Below are 20,719 nucleotides of genomic sequence, written 5' to 3' on the forward strand. Positions count from 1 at the left end.
GGGACGGCGGGTCACCTTCACCCGCGACGAGCACGGCCGCCCCTACGAGATGAATGCGATCATCACCCGGGACATGCTCGACGAAGGCACTCATGCCAGGAACTCGCTGGAGCCGCCAGGCTTCCTTGGCGGCGACTACAACCAAGCGCGCGGGCACATGCTGGCCAGAATGCTGGGCGGATCCGGCGACACGTTGGACAACCTGTTCACCATCACCCAGAACCCGACGAACAGCCCTGACATGCGGGACTGGGAGCAGGATATCTACAACGCCGTTGCGGACGGCGAGATCATCACCTACAACGTCTACCTCGAGTACACCGACGATGAAAAGGACTCCGTACCGAAGTACATTCAGCTCGAAGCCACCGGAAACCGCGGCTTCAGCCTGGACGTCCCGATGACCAACCCCGCCCACGAACAGCAACAGCGACACCGCCGAGGACTCCTGTGACCAGCTTCAACGACCTCACCCGGCTCAGCCCGCCCCCCGCCGGCCCGCCCCCCGTGGACTGGGACACAGTCGAGAACACCCTCGGCATGCGACTGCCCGACGACTACAAGCAGATGGCGACCACCTACGGTCCGGGCGCCTTCTGCGGATTCATCAACATCTACCACCCGCACGGGGCGACTGAGTGGGTCAACCTCACCGGCCCGATGCCCGCCACCATCCGCGCCCAGCTCGAGCAGGGACACGACCGCGGCACCTACCCAGTCCCCTACGACCCGGCAGACCTCTTCGCCATTGGCGTGACCGACAACGGTGAATACCTGTTCTGGATCACCGACCCGGCAACGGAGCCTGACGCTTGGGGTATCGCCGTCAACGAAGCCCGCGGTCCCGGCTGGTACACCTTCGACGGCACTCTCACACACTTCCTCGCCTCAGTCCTCAGCGGCGAGACGAAAGTGCCCTTGTTCCCCAGTGACCTCCTCGACCAGGGAGCCTTCTTCACCCCCTCAACGGCAGCCCGCCGCGACCCCGAGCCCGCACCTCCCTCGGCAGGCCGGGCCATCGACGGCAAAGCCGTCCGGGCCTGGGCCCGCGCCAATGGCTACCAGGTACCCGACCGCGGACGCATCCCCGCCGACGTCCTCACCGCCTGGGAGCAGGCGACCAGCAGCGGCGCTTGATCACCGGTTGCTCGCCCTTCCGGGCCAGTGCTGACCGCAGCGAACCGCGGCTGCCGACCCCCTTGGGAGACAAGACGTGCGGAGTCCCAGGAGGCTTGAAGGCTCCGCCCGCTCGGGCGGGGCCATCGGTCGCTGACAGAGGCGAGACCGCGGAAACTCCGCCACCCCCGTGCCGATCCGCCCGCGCCATCCACCAGCGATCACGACACGCCTTGGCGGCACGAAGCCTCCAACGACGGCTCCCAACATTGACCTTCATCCCCGTCGCCGCGTCGTGGAAGTCGTCTCAATGGCGATACTGCGACGGGTGCTGCCAGCCAGCGGTGCTGCTCCATGATCCATTCGCCCATCGTGCCTGAGCCGACGCCCCATGTGGGTCATCGGGGCCGTGTCGTTCACGGCCTGGCCCGGCCTACGGTGAGCTGGAGATCGAAGGGGAAAACTCCGTGGAGTGGAAGCATCGCTCAACTGGGCGAAGGTTGCCGTCGCGACGCTGGGCGGCCCGGAGCGGCACGCATCGCTGCGCACGTGCGTGAGCTGCACACCTGCAACGGCCCCGTCCGAGGGGAGGCATCCGCGCCAACAGCCTGCCGCACTGCGGCAGCTTCCGCCTCTGCAGAGCGAGAGCTGGCATGGCAGTGACTTCCGTGTCGTTGTGGGCCGCCTCCGGCTGGGCGAAAGAACCCCTTCCCTGACGTGGAGTCCGTTAGGGCGCGTATCGAGTCGTGATCAATTGGTGGTCCGGGCGAGGTCCTTCACCCAGATCATTGAGGCGCGCAGGTGGAGGCCGGCGAGGTAGCTGTCCGGTGTCTTGTCGTATCGGGTGGCGATCCCTCGCCAGGCCTTGAGCTTGTTGATCAGGCGCTCGACGGTGTTCCTCTCCTTGTAGAGATCGGCGTCGTGGCTGACAGGCCGACCGCCCGCGGAGCCCTTCTTCTTCCGGTTGGCGGTCTGGTCCCTCTTCTCCGGGATCACTGCCTTGATACCGCGTCTGCGCAGGTGGGCCCGGTTGCCGCGGGAGGAGTAGGCCTTGTCCCCGGCGACCGCGTCCGGCCGGGTGCGGGGGCGGCCGACGGGGCCGCGGACCCGTATCTTCCCCAGCACGGGGATGAACTGTGGGCTGTCGGCAGCCTGGCCTGCGGTCAGCACGAACGCCAGCGGGCGGCACTTGCGGTCGGCGGCCAGGTGAACCTTGCTGGTCTGCCCGCCCGGGAGCGTCCAGGAGGGCGGTCTTCAGCCGGAGTTTTCGCCGGCGCCGGATGCGTCGTCGCTCCTCCCGCTCGGATCGATCTCGACCTCCTGTCCGTCTTGTTCTTCGAGACTGCCCCTTTTGACCTGGCCTTCTCCGCCTCGGCGGCAGCCTTCTCCAGTGCGCCGAGGACGTCCTCGCCCAGGTGCATCCCGGCCGCGTCGTGGTGAGCACGCGCGGTGGTGGAGTCGATGCTGACCAGGGACAGGTCCACCTCACCCCGCTTCGCCGCTTCCGCGATCAGACTCTCCAGCAGGGCCTCGAAGACGCCGGCGTCACGCCATTGCCGGAAGCGGTTGTGGACGGTCGACCAGGCACCAAACTCCTCCGGCATCTCCCGCCACTGTCCGCCGGTCCTGAACCGCCAGATCACACCCTCGAACTGCTGCCGTAACCGCTCGGGATACGGGCCGTACTCGCCGATCGGCAGGTACGGCCCGATGAACTCCCACTCCGCGTCCGTCAGTTGCACTCGCGTCACGGAAGAAGATCTACCGGTCCAGGCCTCACCACGAGGGCGAATCGACAGATTGATCACGACCCGATACGCGCCCTAGGGCCAACGGGTCCAACCGGAAGCGACCTGCCCAGTCAGCGCCGGATGCGCCAGGTGCCGTACAGCCCGGCGACTGCCCCGGTGATCACGGAGAAGCCGGCGTTCCCGACCGCGCGGTACACCCCCGCGCACACGCCCAGCAGGGCAACGAGGACCACCATGTCAAGTACCTGGTGCCGCGTCGGCTCAGGCGGCAGCGCCGGCTCCCGGGAGGCGGGGGGCAGTTCGGGCTCGGGCGTCTGGGAGGTTGTGTCGATGTCAGCCATGCCTCCAGCAGACCGCCGCACACCCCCGGGCACCTAGTGATCCGTACGGCCCCGCATAGACCTGGACGTCGCAGGTCACCGGGCTATGCGAACCGGCGCAACGCTGAACGGCCCAAGGCGTTCAGGAACGTTCGGCGGAATCCGTGGACGTTCAGACACTGGGCCCTCTAGTACTCCAGTTGTGCTTCTCCATTTGTCCTGGTCAGCGTGCCTGTTTCGAGTCTAGTGGGCTGACGCTGCATCAGAGCGGTGGTGGTTCGTGACCCACCCGATCGGGGGTGCGTTGAGCCTGCCATGGAGCCGGATATCGAAGCAGGGCTGACCACTGCTTGGCGTGGTGGCGGTGGCCGAGGCGGAGAGCCCGACGCGCAAGCGGCGCCTCGACCCGAACCTGCCCGGTGCGAGCGTCGGACACGTGAAGGTCTCGGCCGGACCCTCGGCTGCGTCGTCTTCGACAAGATGGACGGCACGCCCTACGTCCTGAGCAACTGGCATGTTCTGCACGGGCCCGACGGCGAGCTGGGCGACGACGTCGTGGAGCCCGGCCCGCATGACGACAACCGGATTGCGCAGAATCGCCTGGGCACCCTGAAGCGTTCCCACCTCGGCATGGCTGGTGATTGCTCACGGGCTCGCGTTCAGGTCTGACCTGGTTCTTGTCACGCAACATCAGCCACGATGGGGCCCATGAGTCAACCTGACACCTTCGGTGGACCACAGAAGGCGGCACTCGTGGCGGCCGGTTGGGTCATCGAAAGCACCTCGTACGGCATGGCACCCCACTTCTTCGGGCGCCCCGGCGATCTTCGTTGGGCTGCGGAGATAGTGGCGTATCGAGAAGACCCACAAGGTGGGGTCCATCGACGGTTGCGCCTCGTTGGATGGGCTGCCGACGGACCTGTCGCCCACGAGTACTGGGCAGTGGGCAGGGCGTCTGCGCCGATCACACCCGGGGGCGCCACAGCCGTGAAGCAGGCTCTCTTAGTCATGAACGATGGCCCCGGGCTGGCAGCCGAGGTGGATGTCCACATCGAGACGTCGCACGACGTGCGGATGGACGTGATGTCGCTGGTCCTGGGAAACCCCGTGGCCACGATCTCGGTGTTCACCCTCGCCGGTGCGTTCCTGTCGTCCATGGCGGGGAAGGCAGCCGAAGACGCCTATCAAATCTTGAAGCGCGCACTATCCCGGGCTACACCGGTAGTTCGTGATGGCTCCGCTCAAGACACAACCTGGGCGGTGATCCACGACGTTGAGAACAACTGTGTCATCGAATGTCCGAAGGAGATTCCCGCCGAAGCTGCGGCCCAGCTGGCGCAACTTGCTCGAGAGGGCCTGTCTCAACGCCACATTCGTTGGGACCCCGAGAACCGCAGGTGGCAAGCGGTCGGTTCGATCAGTGGAGAACCGCCTCAGCCCCCGCCAGACGAAAACCCGCCTTCTGAGCCGCCTCGGCCGCCCGACGAGTGACCTCGTGTCAGTTCTTCTGCCGCCAGCCGCGAGACCTGACGGGATTTCCAGGTCGCCCTTCCCCCCTACCAGAATCAGCGGCCAGACCTCAGCGGGGTGTGGGCGGTGCCAGCGTGACGTGTCAGCCGCACGCCGTAGTAAGTAGCCGGAGTCAGGCGTATCCATCACGCAAGCGCGGTCACAACCCACAGGCTGGCCAGATGGAGCGCCGGCTGAAACGCTCGGTCCCAGCACCGCTTTGAAAGGCCACCAGACAGCCGGGAATCTCCGCACTCAACACGGGACCCCCACACCAAGAACAGGGAGAAAGTCTCGACGAAGTTAGTCCGACTAGCGGTGGTTTGTTAGGCCGGGAGGTAGAGGTTAAGAGGTCTGCCGGTGCCGACAGCGTTGATCAGGGCCTGGAGCTCGGTGGGCGGGGGCTTGGCTGTCCACGCTCGCCAGTAGCGTTGCAGCGTGGCCCAGGGCGTCAGCCAGCCACGGACGGCCCGGAGGGCTTGGGGCCAGCAGGCCTGCTGGGTCTGGTGGGACGGCGCAATACCCCCTCTCTGGCCGGCTGGGCACCGGCTCCTCCTCATCCGTGGCAGGCGGGGGCGGGGCAAACCAGGTGTCCCAGCAGAAGCTGAACGCGCAGGTGACGAGGGTCTGGTGGCGGCGGATGGCGGTGTCGGAGCGGACCTGGAAGTCTGCCCAGCCGAGTTCGTCCTTGACCTGCTTGTAGCTCTGCTCGATCCAGTGCCGGATGCCGTAGATTCGCACAATTTCGGCCAGGTCGGCAGCTGGGGCCGGGCTGTCCGCCTCCCGTGGTCCGCCGGGCCGGGGCAGGTCGGTGGCCAGGTACCAGGTGGACTGCGCGGGCAGGGTGGCCGGGTCGGTGGTGGCCACCACCAGGCGCGTGGTGCCATCCGGTCCCCACCAGCCCAGCTGTGCGTCGGCGGCCCACCAGGTAGCGGTGTGCCCGTCACGGAAGGTTCGTGTGACCGTGGTCCAGTTCCCGGGGGCCTCAGGGCCGCCCCAGATAAGGTTGCGGGCGGCATCCACGGGCGTGTACGCCTCGTCACCGTATGACCAGGCTCCCCGGCGGGGCTTGAGTGCCATCACGAACGGCAGTCCTGCGGCGTCCAGTTGCCTGCGGAAGGCGTCCTGGTCGCCGTAAGCGCAGTCGGCGGCGACCGCCCGCAAGGACACCCCCGCCCGGGGGGCATCACGGGCCAGGGCGGCCCCGATCTGCAGTTTCGTGCGGAAGCCGGCGTCGTTCTTCCCTTTCGGGAAGTGGTGGGCGGGGGTGTAGGGGACGGCGTGCAGCGGGTAGTAGACGCGCTCGTCGGCCCAGCAGGTGGTCACCGCGACGACGCCGCGGTCGATCTTCCCGACCGAGCCCAGGTACTGCTTGCCCACGTGGGCGGTGGCAGTGCCGTCCTTGCGGTCTCCGGAATCGTCGATCACCAGCACCCCGCCCGCGTGCGGGGCCGTGGCCGGGTCCGCAAGCAGCAGTTCCACACGCCGGGCGTTGACCTTCTCCAGGTCCCACGTCGACTCGGACAGGAAGAACTGCAGCCGCTGCACCGCCGCATGCTGGGCACCGGCCACAGGCTCCGTCCCGGCCAGGCAGGTCAGCGTCTTGTTGCGGTCCCTCGGCAGCAGTAACCCGGCGAGATACTCGCGGAACCCCCGGCGCTGTGCCAGCGTGGAGAAGAGGTCATCGAAACGCGCGGCATAGGCTTCCAGTGGGCCCGGAGCGGGCGGACACGGCACACGCTTGGTCATCACAGCCCCCGAAGAGTGAGCAAAGCTCCCACTGTCCGGCCTAAAACCACCGCTAGGTCAGCGGTCTGCCAACGACTAACTTCGTTGAGACAGGACAGTCCTTCTTGCCCTCTGACACTGAACCTGGACCGTTTGCCACCGAAGTCGGACAGCCAGAGGGACAACGAGCGTGACGTAGAGTCGTCATACCGCTGGTAGCAGCTGGATTCGTGACAGCTGGACGTAACCCTGTCTGCCTCGCGTGACGTGCTGCACGGCCGATCGAAGGACACGGCCTGTAACCCTCTGACACACTCCCGGTACGGTGCCAGGAGGGGGACTTGCATGGTCATCGTGGGTTTGCTGATCATCGCAGTCGTCGTCTTCGTCGCCCTGGCCTTCGTCTTCCGGTCCCATGACCGGGACTCCGCGGCCACGCTCGTCCAGGGGATCGCCGCGGTCGTCGTTCCCGCCGCCAGCGGGGCGTTATTTCTGACGAACCGCAGGCCCCGGACGGCACACACCGAACTGGCACTGCGTGACTTCGCGGACGAGCTGGCTGAGCGAGTGAAGGCGCAGTGGAGCGCCGCGGCGAGCGAACGGCGGCTGATACATCCGAGCCCCGTGCCGGTGCGCTGGAGGTGGTCGAGTCTCCCCGTATCGGGTCCGGCGACCGATGCGGTGGGCATCGGGACCGGCTCATCGCGGTTTGGGCCCCTGCTGGGGCTGGACCCGATCACCCCGGCGGATCTGGAGTCGGGCGGCGTTCGGGACTTGTTCCGCCTCTATGGTGCGTTGGACTCCGGGCGGATGGTGATCGTCGGAGCAGGCGGTGCGGGCAAGAGCGGCGCCGTCATTAGGTTGCTGCTCGACGCCCTCGCGCATCGCGAGGCGCTCGAAGCCGGCGCGCGCGCGAGAGTTCCCGTACCAGTGCTGCTGACGCTGAGCGGATGGGACCCGCGGAAGCAGCGGCTGCATGACTGGCTCGCCACTCGACTGGCCACGGACTACATGTTCAGGAAGTCCGAAGAACACGCGGGCGGTGTTGTCTCCAGACTCATCGGCGCGGGTCGGGTCGCCGTCTTTCTGGACGGGCTGGACGAGATACCCGAAGCCGTACGCCCCGTGGCTCTGCGGGCGCTGGACGAGCAGGCGAACTTCCGCCTGGTCCTGTTGAGCCGGGTCGGGGAGCTTCTGACGGCCGTTGCCGCGGCGGGACCCCTGTCAGGCTCCGCCGGCCTCGAACTGCTTCCGGTCAGCGCCGAGGACGCGGCGGAGTACCTGACGCGCTGCCAGGCGCAGCCGCCCCCGGACGCCTGGCGCGGTCTGGTGCAGCACATCCGTATGAACCCTTTGGGCGCAGTGGCTCAGGCACTGGACACACCCCTGATGCTCACGCTGATGCGTGACACCTACCGCGCGGATCAGCGCTTCGACCTCGAGCGCTTCGCGGACCGGGCGGCGGTGGAGGACCACCTTCTCGATCGAGTCCTGCCCGCCGCCTATGACGACGACCGGCTGGGTCAGCCGCGCAGTCGCTACAGTCTCGGCCAGGCCGAGCGCTGGCTCGGCGTCATCGCGCACCGGATGAACAGCGAGGGAAGCCGCGACCTCGCCTGGTGGCAGGTCCCCCGGTGGCGGTCGGCCTGGCCGAGAACGGCGGCCAGTTGCCTCTGCCTGGGAGTTCTCGCCGGGGCGGCGGGCTTCTTCTGGGCGGGGCCGGCCGCCGGCCTGATAGCCGGTGCGGTGGTGGGACTTTCCGTGACGATGTCACTCACGTACGGGCGTGCCGGGGACTCCCCCCAGCTGCTGGGCCGTCTGCAGTGGAGGGACTTCGTCGTCCGCGAGAACTTCCTGTTCGGGATCGCCGGCGGTGGAGCGCTTGGACTGGCGTTAGGCGTCGCCCTGCTCCTCGCCCATGGCCGCGTCGTCATGCTTTTCGGCGGCCTGGTGTTCGGCCTCCTCGCCGGTGTGGTGGGCGGATTCGTCACGGGTCTCAGCAACCGCAGCGCCGACAGCCGGACTCCCATCGATCCCGTCTCGTGCTGGAGACAGGACCGCCAGTACACGCTGACGGCCGGAATCGCCGGCGGCCTCGCCGGCAGTCTCATCGGAGGATCATGCCTGGGTCTGCTCGCCGAACTGACGGACCATCGCATCTTCGGACTCATCGACGGATTCCTGTCCGGGATCGCACTGGTGACGGTGGGCGGCCTCCTGCTCAGCCTGGCGCTGAGCCTGGTCGGATCGGTGACCTGGCGCGCGTTCCTCGCGAGCCTCCAGCTGCGCCGGAGGAACGAGGCTCCGGTCCGCCTGGTCAAGTTTCTCTCGGATGCTCGCGAGCGTCACGTCCTGCGCACGGTGGGGCCCGTCTTCCAGTTCCGTCACGCCCGGCTGCAGGATCGTGTGGAGGAGGCGTTCACGGCCGGCAACCGGCCTGGAGCTGACGGTTAGCCCGTCCCGTCCGGGCCGGACGACAAGCGGGCAGCAACGGCCTCAGCGGCGCCAGTCCGTGAGCTTGTTCTTTATCTTCGAGACGCGTGGAGTTCGGCGAGGGTCTCGGCGCGTTTGACGGTCTTGCCGACGTCGTAGCGGGGTGCCCGGTGTTTGTTCTTGGCTCCGGGTGGCCGACCGGGGCCGGTGCCGTTGGGTTTGGGAACACGGGCCGGGCAGAGGATGTGAGCGCGGATGTTCCTGAACCCCCGGCGGACCCGGGCCGGGGTCAGCTGGTTGGGCAAGGCTGGTTTCTCCCAGGGGCGGCGGAGGTCCTGGGCGAGAGGGCGGGCTAGCCTCAGCTGGGCAAGAGCTGCGACAAGGATCCAGATCCAGCGGTCCGCTGCCTCGGGAATGCGGACCTTCGGGGTGGTCCAGCCGAGGGTCTGCTTTACGAAGCGAAATGTGTGCTCCAGATCGAAGCGGCGCAGGAACACCTGCCAGCAACGGTCGACGTCAGCGAGGCTGGCACCGGTCTTCGAGGACCACAGCCACACCGGCGGCGCCTCGCGCTCCTTCGAGAGGTGCTCGACCTTCAGTCGGATCAATGTGCCCTCGACCAGGGGTAGTTCGCCCTGGTGGTCGAGCCAGGCCGAGCGATGAGTCAGGCGCGGGTGGACCCGGTCCCAGGCCTGTGTCTGGGCCTTGCCGTAGTTCGTGGTGTCCGTGATCGTCGTGATCGTAGGCTCCGGCCAGGTGTCCGGCTTGGCGAAGCGGAACTCCTTGCCGTGCTTGGGCGGACGCCCGCCCTTGGGGTCGTAGACCCGCGGCGGCTTCGGCAGCCGCATGACCCGGTCGGAACGGATCGGGCCGACCACCTCGACGGGCAGGTCGCGAAGGACCCAGGCCAGGCGCGTGATGTCGTATCCGGCATCACCGACGATCACAATGTCCGGCTGGCCCGGCGTCCACTGGCCGGCAGCGACGAGCCGCTCGACCACGGCCCGCAGCTGGGCGGCGGTCACGGCGGTGGCGTCGTCGACGGGTCCGAGCCGGACGACGTCCAGGACGGTGGTCCAGGAGGTGCGGCCGGGCTCCAGCACGGCCACGAAGGAGTACGGCCAACCCGGGATGAACTGCGACGCGCTCTTCGCGCGGCCGTAGACGTGGCAGAACAGCCGATCCTTCGAGCATGGCGCATCCGAGCGCAACCATGGCGACACATCGACGGCCAGGACGAGCCGACCGTCCGGGAAACGCGGCAGCGGCAGTCCCGCGAGCACCGCCCGCAGCCGTCCGACATCGATCCGGCCGCGGTTGAGCCCGCCGTACAACGCCCCGTGCCCACGCCGGTGTTCGGGCAGGAGCGTCAGGTCGACGGGCGACTTCACCGGGCCGTCGGCACACAGCACCGCGTCGGTGAGCTCAAACAGTTCATCGCGCCGAGCGGTCAGACACGCATAGAACTTGCCCCTGAAGCGTGACGCTTGCGCGAACGCCTCCCGCCGGGGCCCGGATAAGAGCAGACTCATGTCCACGGCCTTCGTGCTGATCAGATGCCTTACTCAACACGGCACACGATCGCGCGAAGGCCGCTCACATAGCCGGTGAACTGCGAAAACCTGCCTCAAGTTCGAAGCCCGTTCGAGGCTCGAAGATAAAGAACAAGCTCAGCTTGTTCTTTATCCTCCGGCCCGGGAGCGTTCCTTGATGCCCTCGGGCCGTTTGACGGTTTTGCCGACGTCGTGACGGGGTGCCGGGTGCCGGTTCTTCGAGCCGGGAGGACGGCCAGGTCCCGGCCGGGATGGTTTCGGCGCTCGGGCGGGACAGGTCAAGTGTGGGCGGAGGTTCCTGAACCCGCGGCGGACTCTGGCGGGGGTGAGGCGGCCGGGCTCGGCGGGTCGCTCCCAGGGGCGGCGGAGGTCGGCGGCGGCCTCGCGGACGAGACGGAGTTGGGTGTGCGCCGCGATGATCAGCCAGGTCCAGCGGTCCGCGGCCTCGGGGGTGCGGAGCTTCGGGCGGGTCCAGCCGAGGGTCTGTTTGATCATGCGGAAGGTATGTTCCAGGTCGAAGCGTCGCAGGAACGCCTGCCAGCGGATCTCGACTTCGGCGGCGGTCAGGCCGGTGGCCGAAGACCACAGCCAGAGCGGCAGCGGGTCGTTGCCGCCGGGCAGGCGGTCGACCTGGAGGCGGATCAACGTGCCCTCGATGACGGGGAGTTCACCGGTGTGGTCGATCCACGCCGATCGGGTGGTCAGCCGGGGGTGGATGCGGTCCCAGGCCATCGCGCGGGCGGTGCCGTACCGGTCGGTGACCTGCGTGGTGGCCGCGTCCGGCTCGCCCCAGGTCTCCGGTTTGGCGAAGCGGAACTCCTTGCCGTGCTTGGGCGGACGGCCGCCCTGCGGTGGCGAGATCCACGGGACCGGGACCGGCCTGCGCATCACCCGGTCCGTGCGCATCCGCCCGAGGACCTCCACCGGCAGCCCGTGCAGGAGGTGGGCCATGCGCGGGGCGTCGTATCCAGCGTCGAAGACGATCAGGATGTCGCGGTCGCCGATGCGCCACCGGCCCATGTCGATGAGGTCCTCGACCACCCTGCGGACCTGCGTGGCAGTAGCCTCGGCGACGTCGTCGGCAGGGCCGGGACGGACGGCGTCCAGGAGCTGGCACCATGACGTCCGGCCCGATTCCAGGGCGGCGACGAAGGAGTAGGGCCAGCCGGGCACGAACTGGTCGGAGGACCGGCCGCTGCGGCCGTAGACGTGGCAGAACAAGCGATCCGGACTGGTGGGTGCGTCCGGGCGGAGCCAGTTCGTGACGTCCACGGCCAGCACCAGGCGCCCGTCGGCGGCCTCGGGTTGCGGCAAGCCGGCCAGCACCTGCCGCAACCGCGGCACGTCCACGCTCCCGCAGTTCAGCGCGTCGTACATCGCGCCGTGTCCACGCCGGTGCCCGGCCACCAGCGTCAGGTCTACCGGCGCGGTCACCGGCCCGTCCGCACACAGCAGCGCGCCCGCCAGTTCGAACAACTCGTCCCCGCGCCCGGTCAGGCAGTCGAAGAAATCGTCCCGGAAGCGTGACGCCACCGTGAACGGATCCCGCCCGACATCGTGATGCAGCAAACTCATCCCCCCACGGCCTTCGTTGCTGGTCAAGTGCCTCTTTGGTCGGAGCACAGGATCAGACGAAGGCCGTGTTCACGTCCCCGGAATCCTCGTACGAGCGATCACGTTCGGGACGTCGTTCGAGGTCAGACCATAAAGAACAAGCTCAGAGCGTGTTTCCAAACCCCCACCTGCGCACCGGACGCCGCTGCGCCCGCCGTCTTGTCAGCGCGGGCAATGCGAACGGAGAGCGCTGCGATCCGTTCTGTCCGACGGGTGGGCGTTGACCCGCCTCCCCGATCGGTGCTTTCCCTCGCGTAGGGGCACCGAGGTGCGGCTAGGTCTGCTGTACTAGCTGGACGGCGACAGCAGGGTGCGTGGGGACGGGGGGACGCATGTCGAGAGTGCCGGCGATGGTCTGGTTTCAGGGTGACTCGGACAATCATGTTCGATGGTCGCGGGATGAGCGTCAGTTTGGGCTGGTGTTCCAGTGGCCGGGAGTTCATGTACTAGACGATCGCCGCGCCAGCAGCCCGCCGTCCATCGCGCGCGTCGGGCACACCACCTACATGGCGTGGAAAGGCGCCAACGACGACAAGCACATCTACTGGTCGACGCTGTCGGGCTACAGCGGACCATTGAGCGACCACCCAGCCACCTGGTCACCGCAGCAATCGGCGCACTGGCTCCAGACAGACACGTTTCCGACCTTGTCGCCATGGAATGGTCGGCTGTTGATGTACTGGAAGCGGTACAGCACCAACCCCGATCCGTACTCCAATGACCGGAGGATGGTCTGGTCCGAGCTGGTCGACGGCCAGTGGACCAGTCCGACGGAGTTCGACACCGTATTTCGCGGTGTAGAGGGCGTCGCAGCGGCTGTACACCAAGGGCGTCGCTACCTGGCGTGGCGGGGCAGGGGCACCGACACCCGTATTCACTGGCACTGGTTCGACGGTGGGCACGCGCAAGACGGGGCGATCGCCGACGACCAGCACACGAACGCGCTGCCTTCCCTGGTATCCGACGGCACCACGCTCCACATGGCATGGCGCAACACCGACGATGACCACATCAGCTGGTCAACGCTGACAGGCCCTCCCGAGGCCCCCAGGTGGCGGCCGCGGCAAGTGCTCAACGACCGGCGGACAGCGGGCAGTCCGACGCTGGGAGCCTCTGATCCAGGGTCCGTGATTATGGTGTGGGCGGGCGCGGCAGGCGACTCCGCCGTGTGGTGGTCGCGCTTCACCAACGGGCAGTGGGGGCAACAGTACGCATGCACCGATCGGCACCTCGACAGCCCGATGAGAGTCGGACTGCTCTAACTGAACGTTTCCGCCCGCGCCTCCAGGCCCGGGTCCGGTACTTCCCGCCGCAGTAGCGGGCGTTCGAGCATCGGTCGACACCGGCCACCCAGCGGGCTCCGCACTCCGGACACTCCCGCTCACCCTAACCGCGCTGCGCGGCCACCAGGCGCCGCTTCGGCTGGCGGTTCATCCGCCACTGCCTGGCACGACACGCTGCCGAGCAGTACAAGGCATTGGACCGCACTCCGCAACCTCTCGCCGCAGCCAGGGCACCAACGTCCGGCGTCCTCGGGCACCCCATCAAGCTACGGCGCCCAGGCTACTCAGAATCCGGGGTCGCAAACAGGCACTCAGGGTTTCGTGACCGTGGTCTTCTTGGGTTGGCGGGGGACGGTTTTGTTCTGGTCGAGGTGCCCGTACACCGTCGTCCGGGGTACGCCGAACATGTCGGCGATCTGCTGGACGGTCTTCTCCCGCTCGTCGTAGAGCCGTTGGGCGAGTGCAGCCTGGTCCTCGGTGAGGCGTGGCCGGCGCCCGCCGACCCGGCCGCGGGCCCGTGCGGAGGCGAGTCCGTCGTTGGTGTTCGCCACAATCAGCTCGCGCTGGAGCTCTGCCAGTACGGACAGCATCCCGAACATCGCCCGGCCCTCCATGGTGGCGGTGTCGATGCCCTGCTCGATGACGTGCAGCCCGATGCCGCGCTCACGCAGTTCGGCGCCGAGCGTCACCAGGTGCAGCACGGAGCGTGAGAGCCGGTCGAGCCGGGTGACCTTCAGCGTGTCGCCCTCGCGCAGCAGCTGCATGACGAGGTCGAGCTTTGGGCGGGACGCCTTCGCGCCGCTGGCGACGTCGACGTGGATGTTGTCGCGGTCGACACCGTGGCGGAGGAGTGCGTCGATCTGATGATCGGGGTTCTGGTCGGCCGTCGATGTGCGGCAGTAGCCGATGAGCATTGTCGGAAACTATCCGAAGGGCCGTTCTCCGACGTTGATTTCCGACGCGAGTTGCCGACAGTGTCCACCTGCGGGTTCGTGATCACGGGTGCGAGTGTCGGCAGACGTTCGTTTGCCGACACTCGACGAGGCGGTTGATCCAGCAGATGCCCCCGCGGCGGCCGGGGCCCGCCACAAGCGCACCCGGCTCTCCCGCCCGCAGACCAACTGAGTCATCAGGTGTAGGCGTAGACGGGGATCGCGAAGTTGAAGCCAGCTGCAGAATGTCCGCCTCCAGTCGGGCAGACACCCTTGAAGTACGGCCTGCCGTTCAGGCCGTCGTAGCCGTCGTAGAAAAGCATGTAGCAGCCATCCACGCCGGGCTTCCCGCAGAACCTCCACTTCGCTTGGGTTCCTGCGGGCTCACCGATGTCATGAGGCAGGATGTAGTTCGCGTTTTGATTGAGCGAGGTGTTCTCATGGCTCCCGCCCAGCGAACAAACGCCGTCCGGGTTGTAGCCCTCGAAGTACAGGGCTCGGCACTTGCCGCAGTTCCGCCAGTCCGGCTGGTCGTTAGGCGTCCAGTAACTGTTGTAGGGCAGCTGAAACGTCCAGCCTTGGACGACATGCGCCCCACCTGCTGGGCAGCCTTGGTTTACCGGCCATACGTACACCATGCACGCGCACCGGTTGCAGTACCGCCAGTTCGCCTGCAGGTTGCTCGTCCATGCGTGGGCTGGCTGGGCGGATAACACTGAACCGGCTACAGCAGCCGCCCCCAGACCCACCCCCTTGGCCAGAACCGATCGTCGGGTCACCATCCCGCCGTCACCAGGCTTTTCCACGTGACTGCTCTCCTCGCTGCCCAGTCCCCATCAGAAGCCATCGCGTGCGATGCCGTCGGCACTCCGGCCGACGGATTCCGGCACATGCTCAATCGGCAAGGTAGCGCCGCCCGCCGTGTCACGCAGCGTCATTGAGAGAACACGCCTCCGTATCGAGGTCAGTTCCGCATGGTGTCGCGGTCGACAGCCCACTCGTGGACGTAGGTGTGCTGGATGCTGCCCCCACATGCAGCTCGGCGTCGACGGAATGGGGGCGGTTTCACCGCTTCTCCATGGCTGGGTGTTCGGCGTCGTCCGCCGGTGTGCGAGGTCCGGGCACGCGGGCCACGGCGAGCTCCAAGCGGCTGTCCATATCAAGGTTCACTTCCCCGTACGGACGTACGTGGGACCAGAACAGCGAGGTCAGGCCGCGCCGGTCGGCGGGCGTGAGGATGTCGGCCCACTCCGGTTCGTCCAGGACGTTCTGGAGCATCAGGGTGTTCACATACACCAGGGCCGATTGCAGAATCCGCAGGCACAGCACGAACATCTCCTGCTCGTCGCGCCGGTTGGACGCGATCTCCCCGCCTTTGCCGTAGGCGATCACGGAGTTCGCGCCGTTGGAGGACTCCATCACGTTCAGGCCCTCCTCGATCTCCCGCTGGAGGTCCCGCAGCCGCAGGTAGCGGGCCACGAAGATGGTCTTCTGCGCGCGGCCGACCTCCAGCATCGCCGCGTAGGTGGGGTGGGAGGCGTTGCGGGTGAAGCGCCGCAGGATCGCCTCGGTGGACGCGGTACGGGTCCGGATCGCGGTTGCGTACTTGATCATCTGGTCGTACTGCTGGGCGATGAGTTCCCAGCGGATCGGGCGGGTCAGCGCCGGGGTGAGCTGCGGATAGGCGTCCGCCTCGCCGACCACCGGCCGGTACAGCTTGACCTTGTTGATCCGCTTGATCCGCGGCAGAAGGTCGAAGTTCAGCAGCCGGGTGATGCCGAACCCGATCTCCGACTGGCCATGGCTGTCTGTGTAGTTGGCTTCGACGTCCATGGTGGTGCCGTGCCGCATCGCGCCCTCGATCATCGCGGCGACCTCGGATGCGGTGCAGTTGATCAGCTGGGAGTGGATGGCCAGAGACTTCTTCTCCACGTGCCAGTAGATGAGCACCCCGCGGCCGCCGTAGCGCGAGTGCCACTCGGCGAACAGGTTCTGGTCGTAGGCGCGCACATGGGTGGAATCGGAGGCGACCGCGGTCGAGCCCTGGCCCCACAACTCGGTGCTGCGGGCCGCAAAGGTGGCATTCGCGATCTGGACAGCGATGGCGCGTGCGGCCTCCGCCGACAGATACCGACGCCGCACGTACCGCAGTTCGTCCTCGGTGTGCCCGTGACCGCCGGACGCCACGGCCTTGATCCCGGTGTTCGTTCCGTACGCGCAGATGACCAGCAACAGGCGCTCCGCCAGCACCTCCGGCGAGAGGCTGCCGCCGCCGGAGACGGAAGTGACCGCGTCCAGGCAGCCGGTCCGCAGCACCGCCTCCTTCAGCATGTCGACGAGCGGCACGACGCCCCATCGGCGCTGTACCTCGCTCTTGATCCGGCGCAGGTTGCGCGGCTCGGGCTGGGCCTCGGCCGCCGTGAGCCGGATCGCCCCGGTCTGCCCCGGTCGGCGCGGCGGTTGTGTGTGCCGTGTTGCGCGAGTTCCCCTGAGTGAGTCTCTTTGCGCTTTTCGGGGTCCCGATGGTCCGGTGCTGGTGGGCTGCCGTCAGTGGGGGCCGGGCGGGCAGCAGGATGTTCGAGCGGGCGAGTACCCCAACGGGAGCCACTGTGCCTGTGTGTTCGCCCGCCGTGCCGCACAGTTCTCCCAGGGGTGCAACGGCGCGGTGCCCATGCCGTGCGTGCGCATGGAGGAAACCGGCGGAGACGTGAACGGCCACGCAGGCACCCACGGCCATTGTCCAGGCCAGGTCCAAGGGTGTATTCCCCACGGCTCGTCAGCCGGAGTGCAAGCCTGCGCGCACCATACTTTTCGGTGTCCTGGAAGCGGGACCCTGATCTCGGGGACGCCCCCTGGCGCTGCTCGCCGCGGCGCGTGCGCCTGCCGGGAACGGCAGGCGTCGCGGAACGGTGTCCCAAGCCGGCGTCAGCGGCGTGGGCACCATGCGTGCCCGGGACGGAGGCGAGCACTTGATTGGACATCAGGAGTTGCCCTCGGCTTCGCGGGATCATTTTTCGTCGAACCCGCGGCTGTCGGCGGTCAGCCACTCAGAGTGCGCAAGGATGCGCACTTCGCCGAGCGGGATCTGTAGTGCCAGCGGAACACGGGAGCGGTGGCTCCCCCACGTTTTCTCCCGTGCTGAAGGCCTGGCTCCCCTCCGTCGGGAACCGGGCCTTCTGGTCTTTCCGCTCGCGGGTGTCGTGCCCGCCCTCTTCGCGGCCCGCTCCCATTTTTCGGGTGCGTGGATTGCGGGGTGGGGGTACTCGAACTGACGGGCTCGCTCTGCGGGCCGGGTTTCCTTGCCGATCAAGGGTGGAGCAATGGCTCAGCAAGTCCGCGAGATCATGACGGGAACTCCCGCCGCGGTGGGACCGCAGACGTCAGTGACCGAGGTCGCCCGGCGGATGCGTGAGGAAGACATCGGGGCGGTCCTCGTCGTGGAGGACGAACAACTGCGCGGCCTGGTCACCGACCGGGACCTGGTGGTGCGCGTCCTTGCCGACGGGAAGAACATCGAAGACACCACCGTGTCGGCGGCCTGCAGCGCCGACCCGGTCGCCGTCTCCCCCGACGACGACATCGACCGCGCCGTGCAGCTGATGAGACAACGGGCAGTACGCCGGCTGCCGGTCCTCGACAACGGGCGCCCGGTGGGCATCATCTCCCTCGGCGACCTGGCCATCGAACGGGACCCCGACTCGACGCTGGGCGACATCAGCTCGGCCGAACCCAACCAGTAAAACGCCTGGGGCGCCGTGGCGTGCCCATCTCCCGGACAACCCGGCCGCCGCTGTCCAGGCGGCGCGGACGGCGGCGATCGCGTGATTGTTCAGGTCATCTTGATCGTGGCTGACGGGTTTCGTCCCAGTGGGCTGGGGGACCCGTGGAGGTGCGGCTGAGCGGCCGCGCGGTGAGGGTGCGGGAGCTCGGGCACGGAGGACGGCGGACTCCGTGCCCGAGCCTGTGACCGGCAAAGCGCTCACCGCGCATTGGCAGTTTGCCTCCGTAGTTGCTGTTCAGGGCATCAGCCTTTTGATCTCGAAGGAGTATGTCTGCTCGCCAAGAATGTGGCGCTGGACGTCGATCAGTGTGGTTCGGACTTCGTAGAGCCCCTGCGCGACCGATCCACTGGGCATCCTCTCTGGAGGAAGCGCCACCTCATAGGGGCCTCCCACCCGGAAGTCACCAAGGAACACCTCGCGCCTGGCCACCTCCGTACCCTCCTTCCAGCGAACGTCCACAACTTTCAGACCTTGAACGGCGTCGCCTGCCACGCTGAACTTCAGGTCAGTCCGGCACTCCGTTCCCTCTTTCAGAACCGGAACGCCGGCCTGCCTGTCGGCTGGCAGCAGGGGAATAGCAGTCTCCTCGTACCCGACCTGCAGGGTGAGGCCGAGTAGCAGCACACTGGCGGGCGGCGCCGCCGGTGCATCGTCCGGTGGCCATTCCACGGCGGTCTTCCCTCCTGGCTGCAGACCAGTCAACTCCGCGAAGCGCGGGGCAGAGCAGCGAAGCCCCCGCGACTCTTGCGGTCAGACTAGATTCCCAGCCCTACAAGCCCTGTACCGGCGTACCCTCATCAGCCGTGTGGCCGACTGGTGAACTGGTACGTACATGCCTCGACTACGCTCGGTTACCCTCTGATTGCGACTGAGTGTGTGGACTGCAAGCGGAGCAGGTCTACCGCCAGTAGGGCGCTGGCTCCATGACACGACCGGGCAAGTACGCGGTACGCCGGTCCTCATCGGTCTTGGGAGTCCTCTCTTGAGGTTTTCTGTGGCATTGGGCGCGCGATCCTCGGGGCATGTCCGGCCACGGTGAGGGGCGCGGCGGCGTTGCGCAGGCGCTGAACAGGGGGCGACCAGCTCGGCGGACTCGGTGACCTGCCCTTGGCTTCGCAAGGCCCGGTGCTTCAGGGGATTCGGGGTCCGGGGCGGGGCGTCTGCTTGGGTGAGGCGTTCTCGTGTTCCGCGATGTGCGGAGGGGACGCCGGGCTGAGGGTGGTGTGGGCGCGTGGTCCCATGGAGTGGTAGCGCAGCGGGGAGGCGGCCAGCATGTCGGCGGGCAGGCAGTTCTTGGTGTCGACGACCAGTCGGGGTGTTTCCATCAGGGTAGCCAGCTGTGGCCAGGGGGCGTTGACGGTTTGCGGCCAGTCGGTCAGCACGATGGCAGCCGCGGCACCGGTGAGGGCCTCTTCCAGGCCGGCGGCCACTTCGATGCCGGGGAAGAAGGTGGTGATCTGTCCTGGAGTCAGGGTCGGTTCGAAGACACGCAAGCGGGCGCCGATAGTCTGCAGTTCGGGGAGGAGCGTCATGCAGGGAGCGTCGCGCAGGTCGTCCGTCCAGGGCTGGTAGCGCAGCCCGAGGACGGCCACGATGGCGTCACCGGCCAGAAGCCGGGCGGGGCCAAGGCCCTCTTCGATGATCCTGACCGTCCGCAGCTGCTGGGCCTGGTTGGCGGCGATGACCGCCTCGATGACCGGCAGCGGGCGTCCGGTGAGCCGGGCCCAGTGGCGCAGCGCCAGGGTGTCCTTGGGCAGGCATGAGCCGGCGTATCCGCCTTCGGCGCGCAGGAAAGCGGTGCCGATCCTCGGGTCGAGCCCGGTGGCGGTCAGCACGTCGTCGATGTCGGCGCCGGTGCCCTCGCACAGGGTGATCAGATCGCCGACGAAGCTGACCTTGGTGGCCAGGAACGCGTTGCTGGCGTACTTGACCACTTCCGCGGAGGTGGGATCGGTGACCACCAGCGGCGCGTCGATACCTCGGTACAGCTCCCGCACCACCGGCAGGAGCCCTGCGTCGGTGAGACCGGCGACCAGGCGTGCGGGGTGGCGCCAGTCCTCGATCGCCGCTCCCTGGTTGAGGAACTCCGGACTGTAGACATACCGGTCGGCCAGCCGCTCGCCCCACCGGCCGGCCAGCCACCCGCTGCTTGTGCCCGGCGGGATGGTGCTCTTGACCACCACCAGGCCGGGCAGCGGGTCCAGGGCCATGACGCCGGCCAACGCGGCGCCTGCCTGACGCAGATCGGGGCGGCCCGAAGGGGTGGGCGGCGAGCCCACCGCCACCACCACCGCATCCACGGGCACCTCGAGGTCGGCCAGGTCCGTCACGAAGGACAGGCTCTGCGCATCGGTCGCGGCGGCCAGGGGGAGCTCCAGGCTGGGCTCCTCGAACGGCATCCGCCCCTTGGCCAGCATCGCCACACGAGCCGGATCACAGTCGATCCCGGTCACCACATGCCCCTGCTCGGCCAGCCCCACCGCGGCCGTCAGCCCCACATAGCCCTGCCCCACCACACCGACACGCATCGCCCACACCTCACTTCTGCTGCACTCCGGGCCAGGGACCAGGCGGCAAGACAGCGCGCCCAGCCCGCGCAACACAGACGGGTGCGGCCACCGTGCAGCAGACGCCCGGGCAAGGGATCGATCTCCCAGCCGATTCTCACCCGGGACGAGATGCCCGGCGATCGGGACTG

General features: G+C 67.7%; 16 protein-coding genes and 1 pseudogene. 7 read left to right on the plus strand and 10 right to left on the minus strand.

All coding sequences use genetic code 11. The features are described from left to right. Both QFZ67_RS00005 and QFZ67_RS00010 read left to right on the plus strand, forming a co-directional pair. Positions 1 to 454: DNA/RNA non-specific endonuclease (locus QFZ67_RS00005; protein ID WP_307659045.1), on the plus strand; the 454-nt coding region annotated here is incomplete at its 5' end. Then, entirely contained in the window at positions 451 to 1,137 is a 687-nt protein-coding gene (locus QFZ67_RS00010) for a histone-like nucleoid-structuring protein Lsr2 (protein ID WP_307659046.1), read from the plus strand. The genes QFZ67_RS00005 and QFZ67_RS00010, both read left to right, overlap by 4 nt. A 729-nt stretch (positions 1,138 to 1,866) precedes the next feature. Here the strand turns inward: QFZ67_RS00010 and QFZ67_RS00015 are convergent. After that, positions 1,867 to 2,867, minus strand: a pseudogene (locus tag QFZ67_RS00015) (IS5 family transposase). Between the two features lie 110 nt (positions 2,868 to 2,977). After that, positions 2,978 to 3,208, minus strand: coding sequence for a hypothetical protein (locus QFZ67_RS00020; protein ID WP_307659047.1), 231 nt, complete (start codon positions 3,206 to 3,208; stop codon positions 2,978 to 2,980). Positions 3,209 to 3,502: 294 nt separating this feature from the next. Between QFZ67_RS00020 and QFZ67_RS00025 the strand changes: the two genes are divergently transcribed. Both QFZ67_RS00025 and QFZ67_RS00030 read left to right on the plus strand, forming a co-directional pair. Further along, positions 3,503 to 3,856 carry a hypothetical protein gene (locus QFZ67_RS00025; protein WP_307659048.1) on the plus strand — a complete coding sequence of 118 codons (354 nt, stop codon included), beginning with the start codon at positions 3,503 to 3,505 and terminating at the stop codon, positions 3,854 to 3,856. Positions 3,857 to 4,174: 318 nt separating this feature from the next. Beyond that, entirely contained in the window at positions 4,175 to 4,678 is a 504-nt protein-coding gene (locus tag QFZ67_RS00030; RefSeq protein WP_307659049.1) for a hypothetical protein, read from the plus strand. A 363-nt stretch (positions 4,679 to 5,041) separates the two neighbouring features. Here QFZ67_RS00030 and QFZ67_RS00035 read toward each other — a convergent pair whose 3' ends face one another. After that, complete coding sequence (locus QFZ67_RS00035) at positions 5,042 to 6,445, minus strand: IS701 family transposase (RefSeq protein ID WP_307659050.1); 1,404 nt, start codon at positions 6,443 to 6,445, stop codon at positions 5,042 to 5,044. Positions 6,446 to 6,769: 324 nt separating this feature from the next. On the opposite strand from QFZ67_RS00035, the gene QFZ67_RS00040 reads away from it, so the two are divergent. Then, a complete protein-coding gene (locus tag QFZ67_RS00040) occupies positions 6,770 to 8,878 on the plus strand; it encodes a hypothetical protein (protein WP_307659051.1) in 2,109 nt (702 codons plus the stop codon). A gap of 71 nt (positions 8,879 to 8,949) precedes the next feature. On the opposite strand, the gene QFZ67_RS00045 is transcribed toward QFZ67_RS00040, so the two are convergent. Both QFZ67_RS00045 and QFZ67_RS00050 read right to left on the minus strand, forming a co-directional pair. Continuing rightward, positions 8,950 to 10,389, minus strand: coding sequence for an NF041680 family putative transposase (locus QFZ67_RS00045; protein ID WP_307659052.1), 1,440 nt, complete (start codon positions 10,387 to 10,389; stop codon positions 8,950 to 8,952). Between the two features lie 150 nt (positions 10,390 to 10,539). Continuing rightward, positions 10,540 to 11,985, minus strand: coding sequence for an NF041680 family putative transposase (locus QFZ67_RS00050; protein ID WP_307659053.1), 1,446 nt, complete (start codon positions 11,983 to 11,985; stop codon positions 10,540 to 10,542). Positions 11,986 to 12,374: 389 nt separating this feature from the next. Here QFZ67_RS00050 and QFZ67_RS00055 point away from each other — a divergent pair, with 389 nt between their 5' ends. Next, positions 12,375 to 13,286, plus strand: coding sequence for a hypothetical protein (locus QFZ67_RS00055; RefSeq protein ID WP_307659054.1), 912 nt, complete (start codon positions 12,375 to 12,377; stop codon positions 13,284 to 13,286). Between the two features lie 332 nt (positions 13,287 to 13,618). On the opposite strand, the gene QFZ67_RS00060 is transcribed toward QFZ67_RS00055, so the two are convergent. From QFZ67_RS00060 to QFZ67_RS00070, 3 genes are all read right to left on the minus strand, one after another. Continuing rightward, complete coding sequence (locus QFZ67_RS00060; RefSeq protein WP_307659055.1) at positions 13,619 to 14,221, minus strand: recombinase family protein; 603 nt, start codon at positions 14,219 to 14,221, stop codon at positions 13,619 to 13,621. Positions 14,222 to 14,436: 215 nt separating this feature from the next. Next, positions 14,437 to 15,045, minus strand: coding sequence for a hypothetical protein (locus tag QFZ67_RS00065; RefSeq protein WP_307659056.1), 609 nt, complete (start codon positions 15,043 to 15,045; stop codon positions 14,437 to 14,439). Positions 15,046 to 15,304: 259 nt separating this feature from the next. Beyond that, complete coding sequence (locus QFZ67_RS00070; RefSeq protein WP_307659057.1) at positions 15,305 to 16,585, minus strand: transposase; 1,281 nt, start codon at positions 16,583 to 16,585, stop codon at positions 15,305 to 15,307. A gap of 974 nt (positions 16,586 to 17,559) precedes the next feature. Between QFZ67_RS00070 and QFZ67_RS00075 the strand changes: the two genes are divergently transcribed. Then, positions 17,560 to 17,979 carry a CBS domain-containing protein gene (locus tag QFZ67_RS00075; RefSeq protein WP_307659058.1) on the plus strand — a complete coding sequence of 140 codons (420 nt, stop codon included), beginning with the start codon at positions 17,560 to 17,562 and terminating at the stop codon, positions 17,977 to 17,979. A gap of 276 nt (positions 17,980 to 18,255) precedes the next feature. Here the strand turns inward: QFZ67_RS00075 and QFZ67_RS00080 are convergent, their stop codons facing one another. Both QFZ67_RS00080 and QFZ67_RS00085 read right to left on the minus strand, forming a co-directional pair. Further along, complete coding sequence (locus QFZ67_RS00080) at positions 18,256 to 18,690, minus strand: hypothetical protein (protein ID WP_307659059.1); 435 nt, start codon at positions 18,688 to 18,690, stop codon at positions 18,256 to 18,258. A gap of 461 nt (positions 18,691 to 19,151) precedes the next feature. Beyond that, positions 19,152 to 20,549, minus strand: coding sequence for a nucleotide sugar dehydrogenase (locus QFZ67_RS00085; protein ID WP_307659060.1), 1,398 nt, complete (start codon positions 20,547 to 20,549; stop codon positions 19,152 to 19,154). Positions 20,550 to 20,719: the final 170 nt, after the last annotated feature.

The sequence above is a fragment of the Streptomyces sp. V1I1 genome (assembly GCF_030817355.1).
Lineage (GTDB): Bacteria > Actinomycetota > Actinomycetes > Streptomycetales > Streptomycetaceae > Streptomyces.

Coding starts and splice junctions, on each gene's coding strand:
- QFZ67_RS00020 (WP_307659047.1), bottom strand. CDS start 3,208: ATGGCTGACATCGACACAACCTCCCAGACGCCCGAGCCCGAACTGCCC.
- QFZ67_RS00025 (WP_307659048.1), top strand. CDS start 3,503: ATGGAGCCGGATATCGAAGCAGGGCTGACCACTGCTTGGCGTGGTGGC.
- QFZ67_RS00035 (WP_307659050.1), bottom strand. CDS start 6,445: ATGACCAAGCGTGTGCCGTGTCCGCCCGCTCCGGGCCCACTGGAAGCC.
- QFZ67_RS00040 (WP_307659051.1), top strand. CDS start 6,770: ATGGTCATCGTGGGTTTGCTGATCATCGCAGTCGTCGTCTTCGTCGCC.
- QFZ67_RS00045 (WP_307659052.1), bottom strand. CDS start 10,389: ATGAGTCTGCTCTTATCCGGGCCCCGGCGGGAGGCGTTCGCGCAAGCG.
- QFZ67_RS00050 (WP_307659053.1), bottom strand. CDS start 11,985: ATGAGTTTGCTGCATCACGATGTCGGGCGGGATCCGTTCACGGTGGCG.
- QFZ67_RS00055 (WP_307659054.1), top strand. CDS start 12,375: ATGGTCTGGTTTCAGGGTGACTCGGACAATCATGTTCGATGGTCGCGG.
- QFZ67_RS00060 (WP_307659055.1), bottom strand. CDS start 14,221: ATGCTCATCGGCTACTGCCGCACATCGACGGCCGACCAGAACCCCGAT.
- QFZ67_RS00075 (WP_307659058.1), top strand. CDS start 17,560: ATGGCTCAGCAAGTCCGCGAGATCATGACGGGAACTCCCGCCGCGGTG.
- QFZ67_RS00085 (WP_307659060.1), bottom strand. CDS start 20,549: ATGCGTGTCGGTGTGGTGGGGCAGGGCTATGTGGGGCTGACGGCCGCG.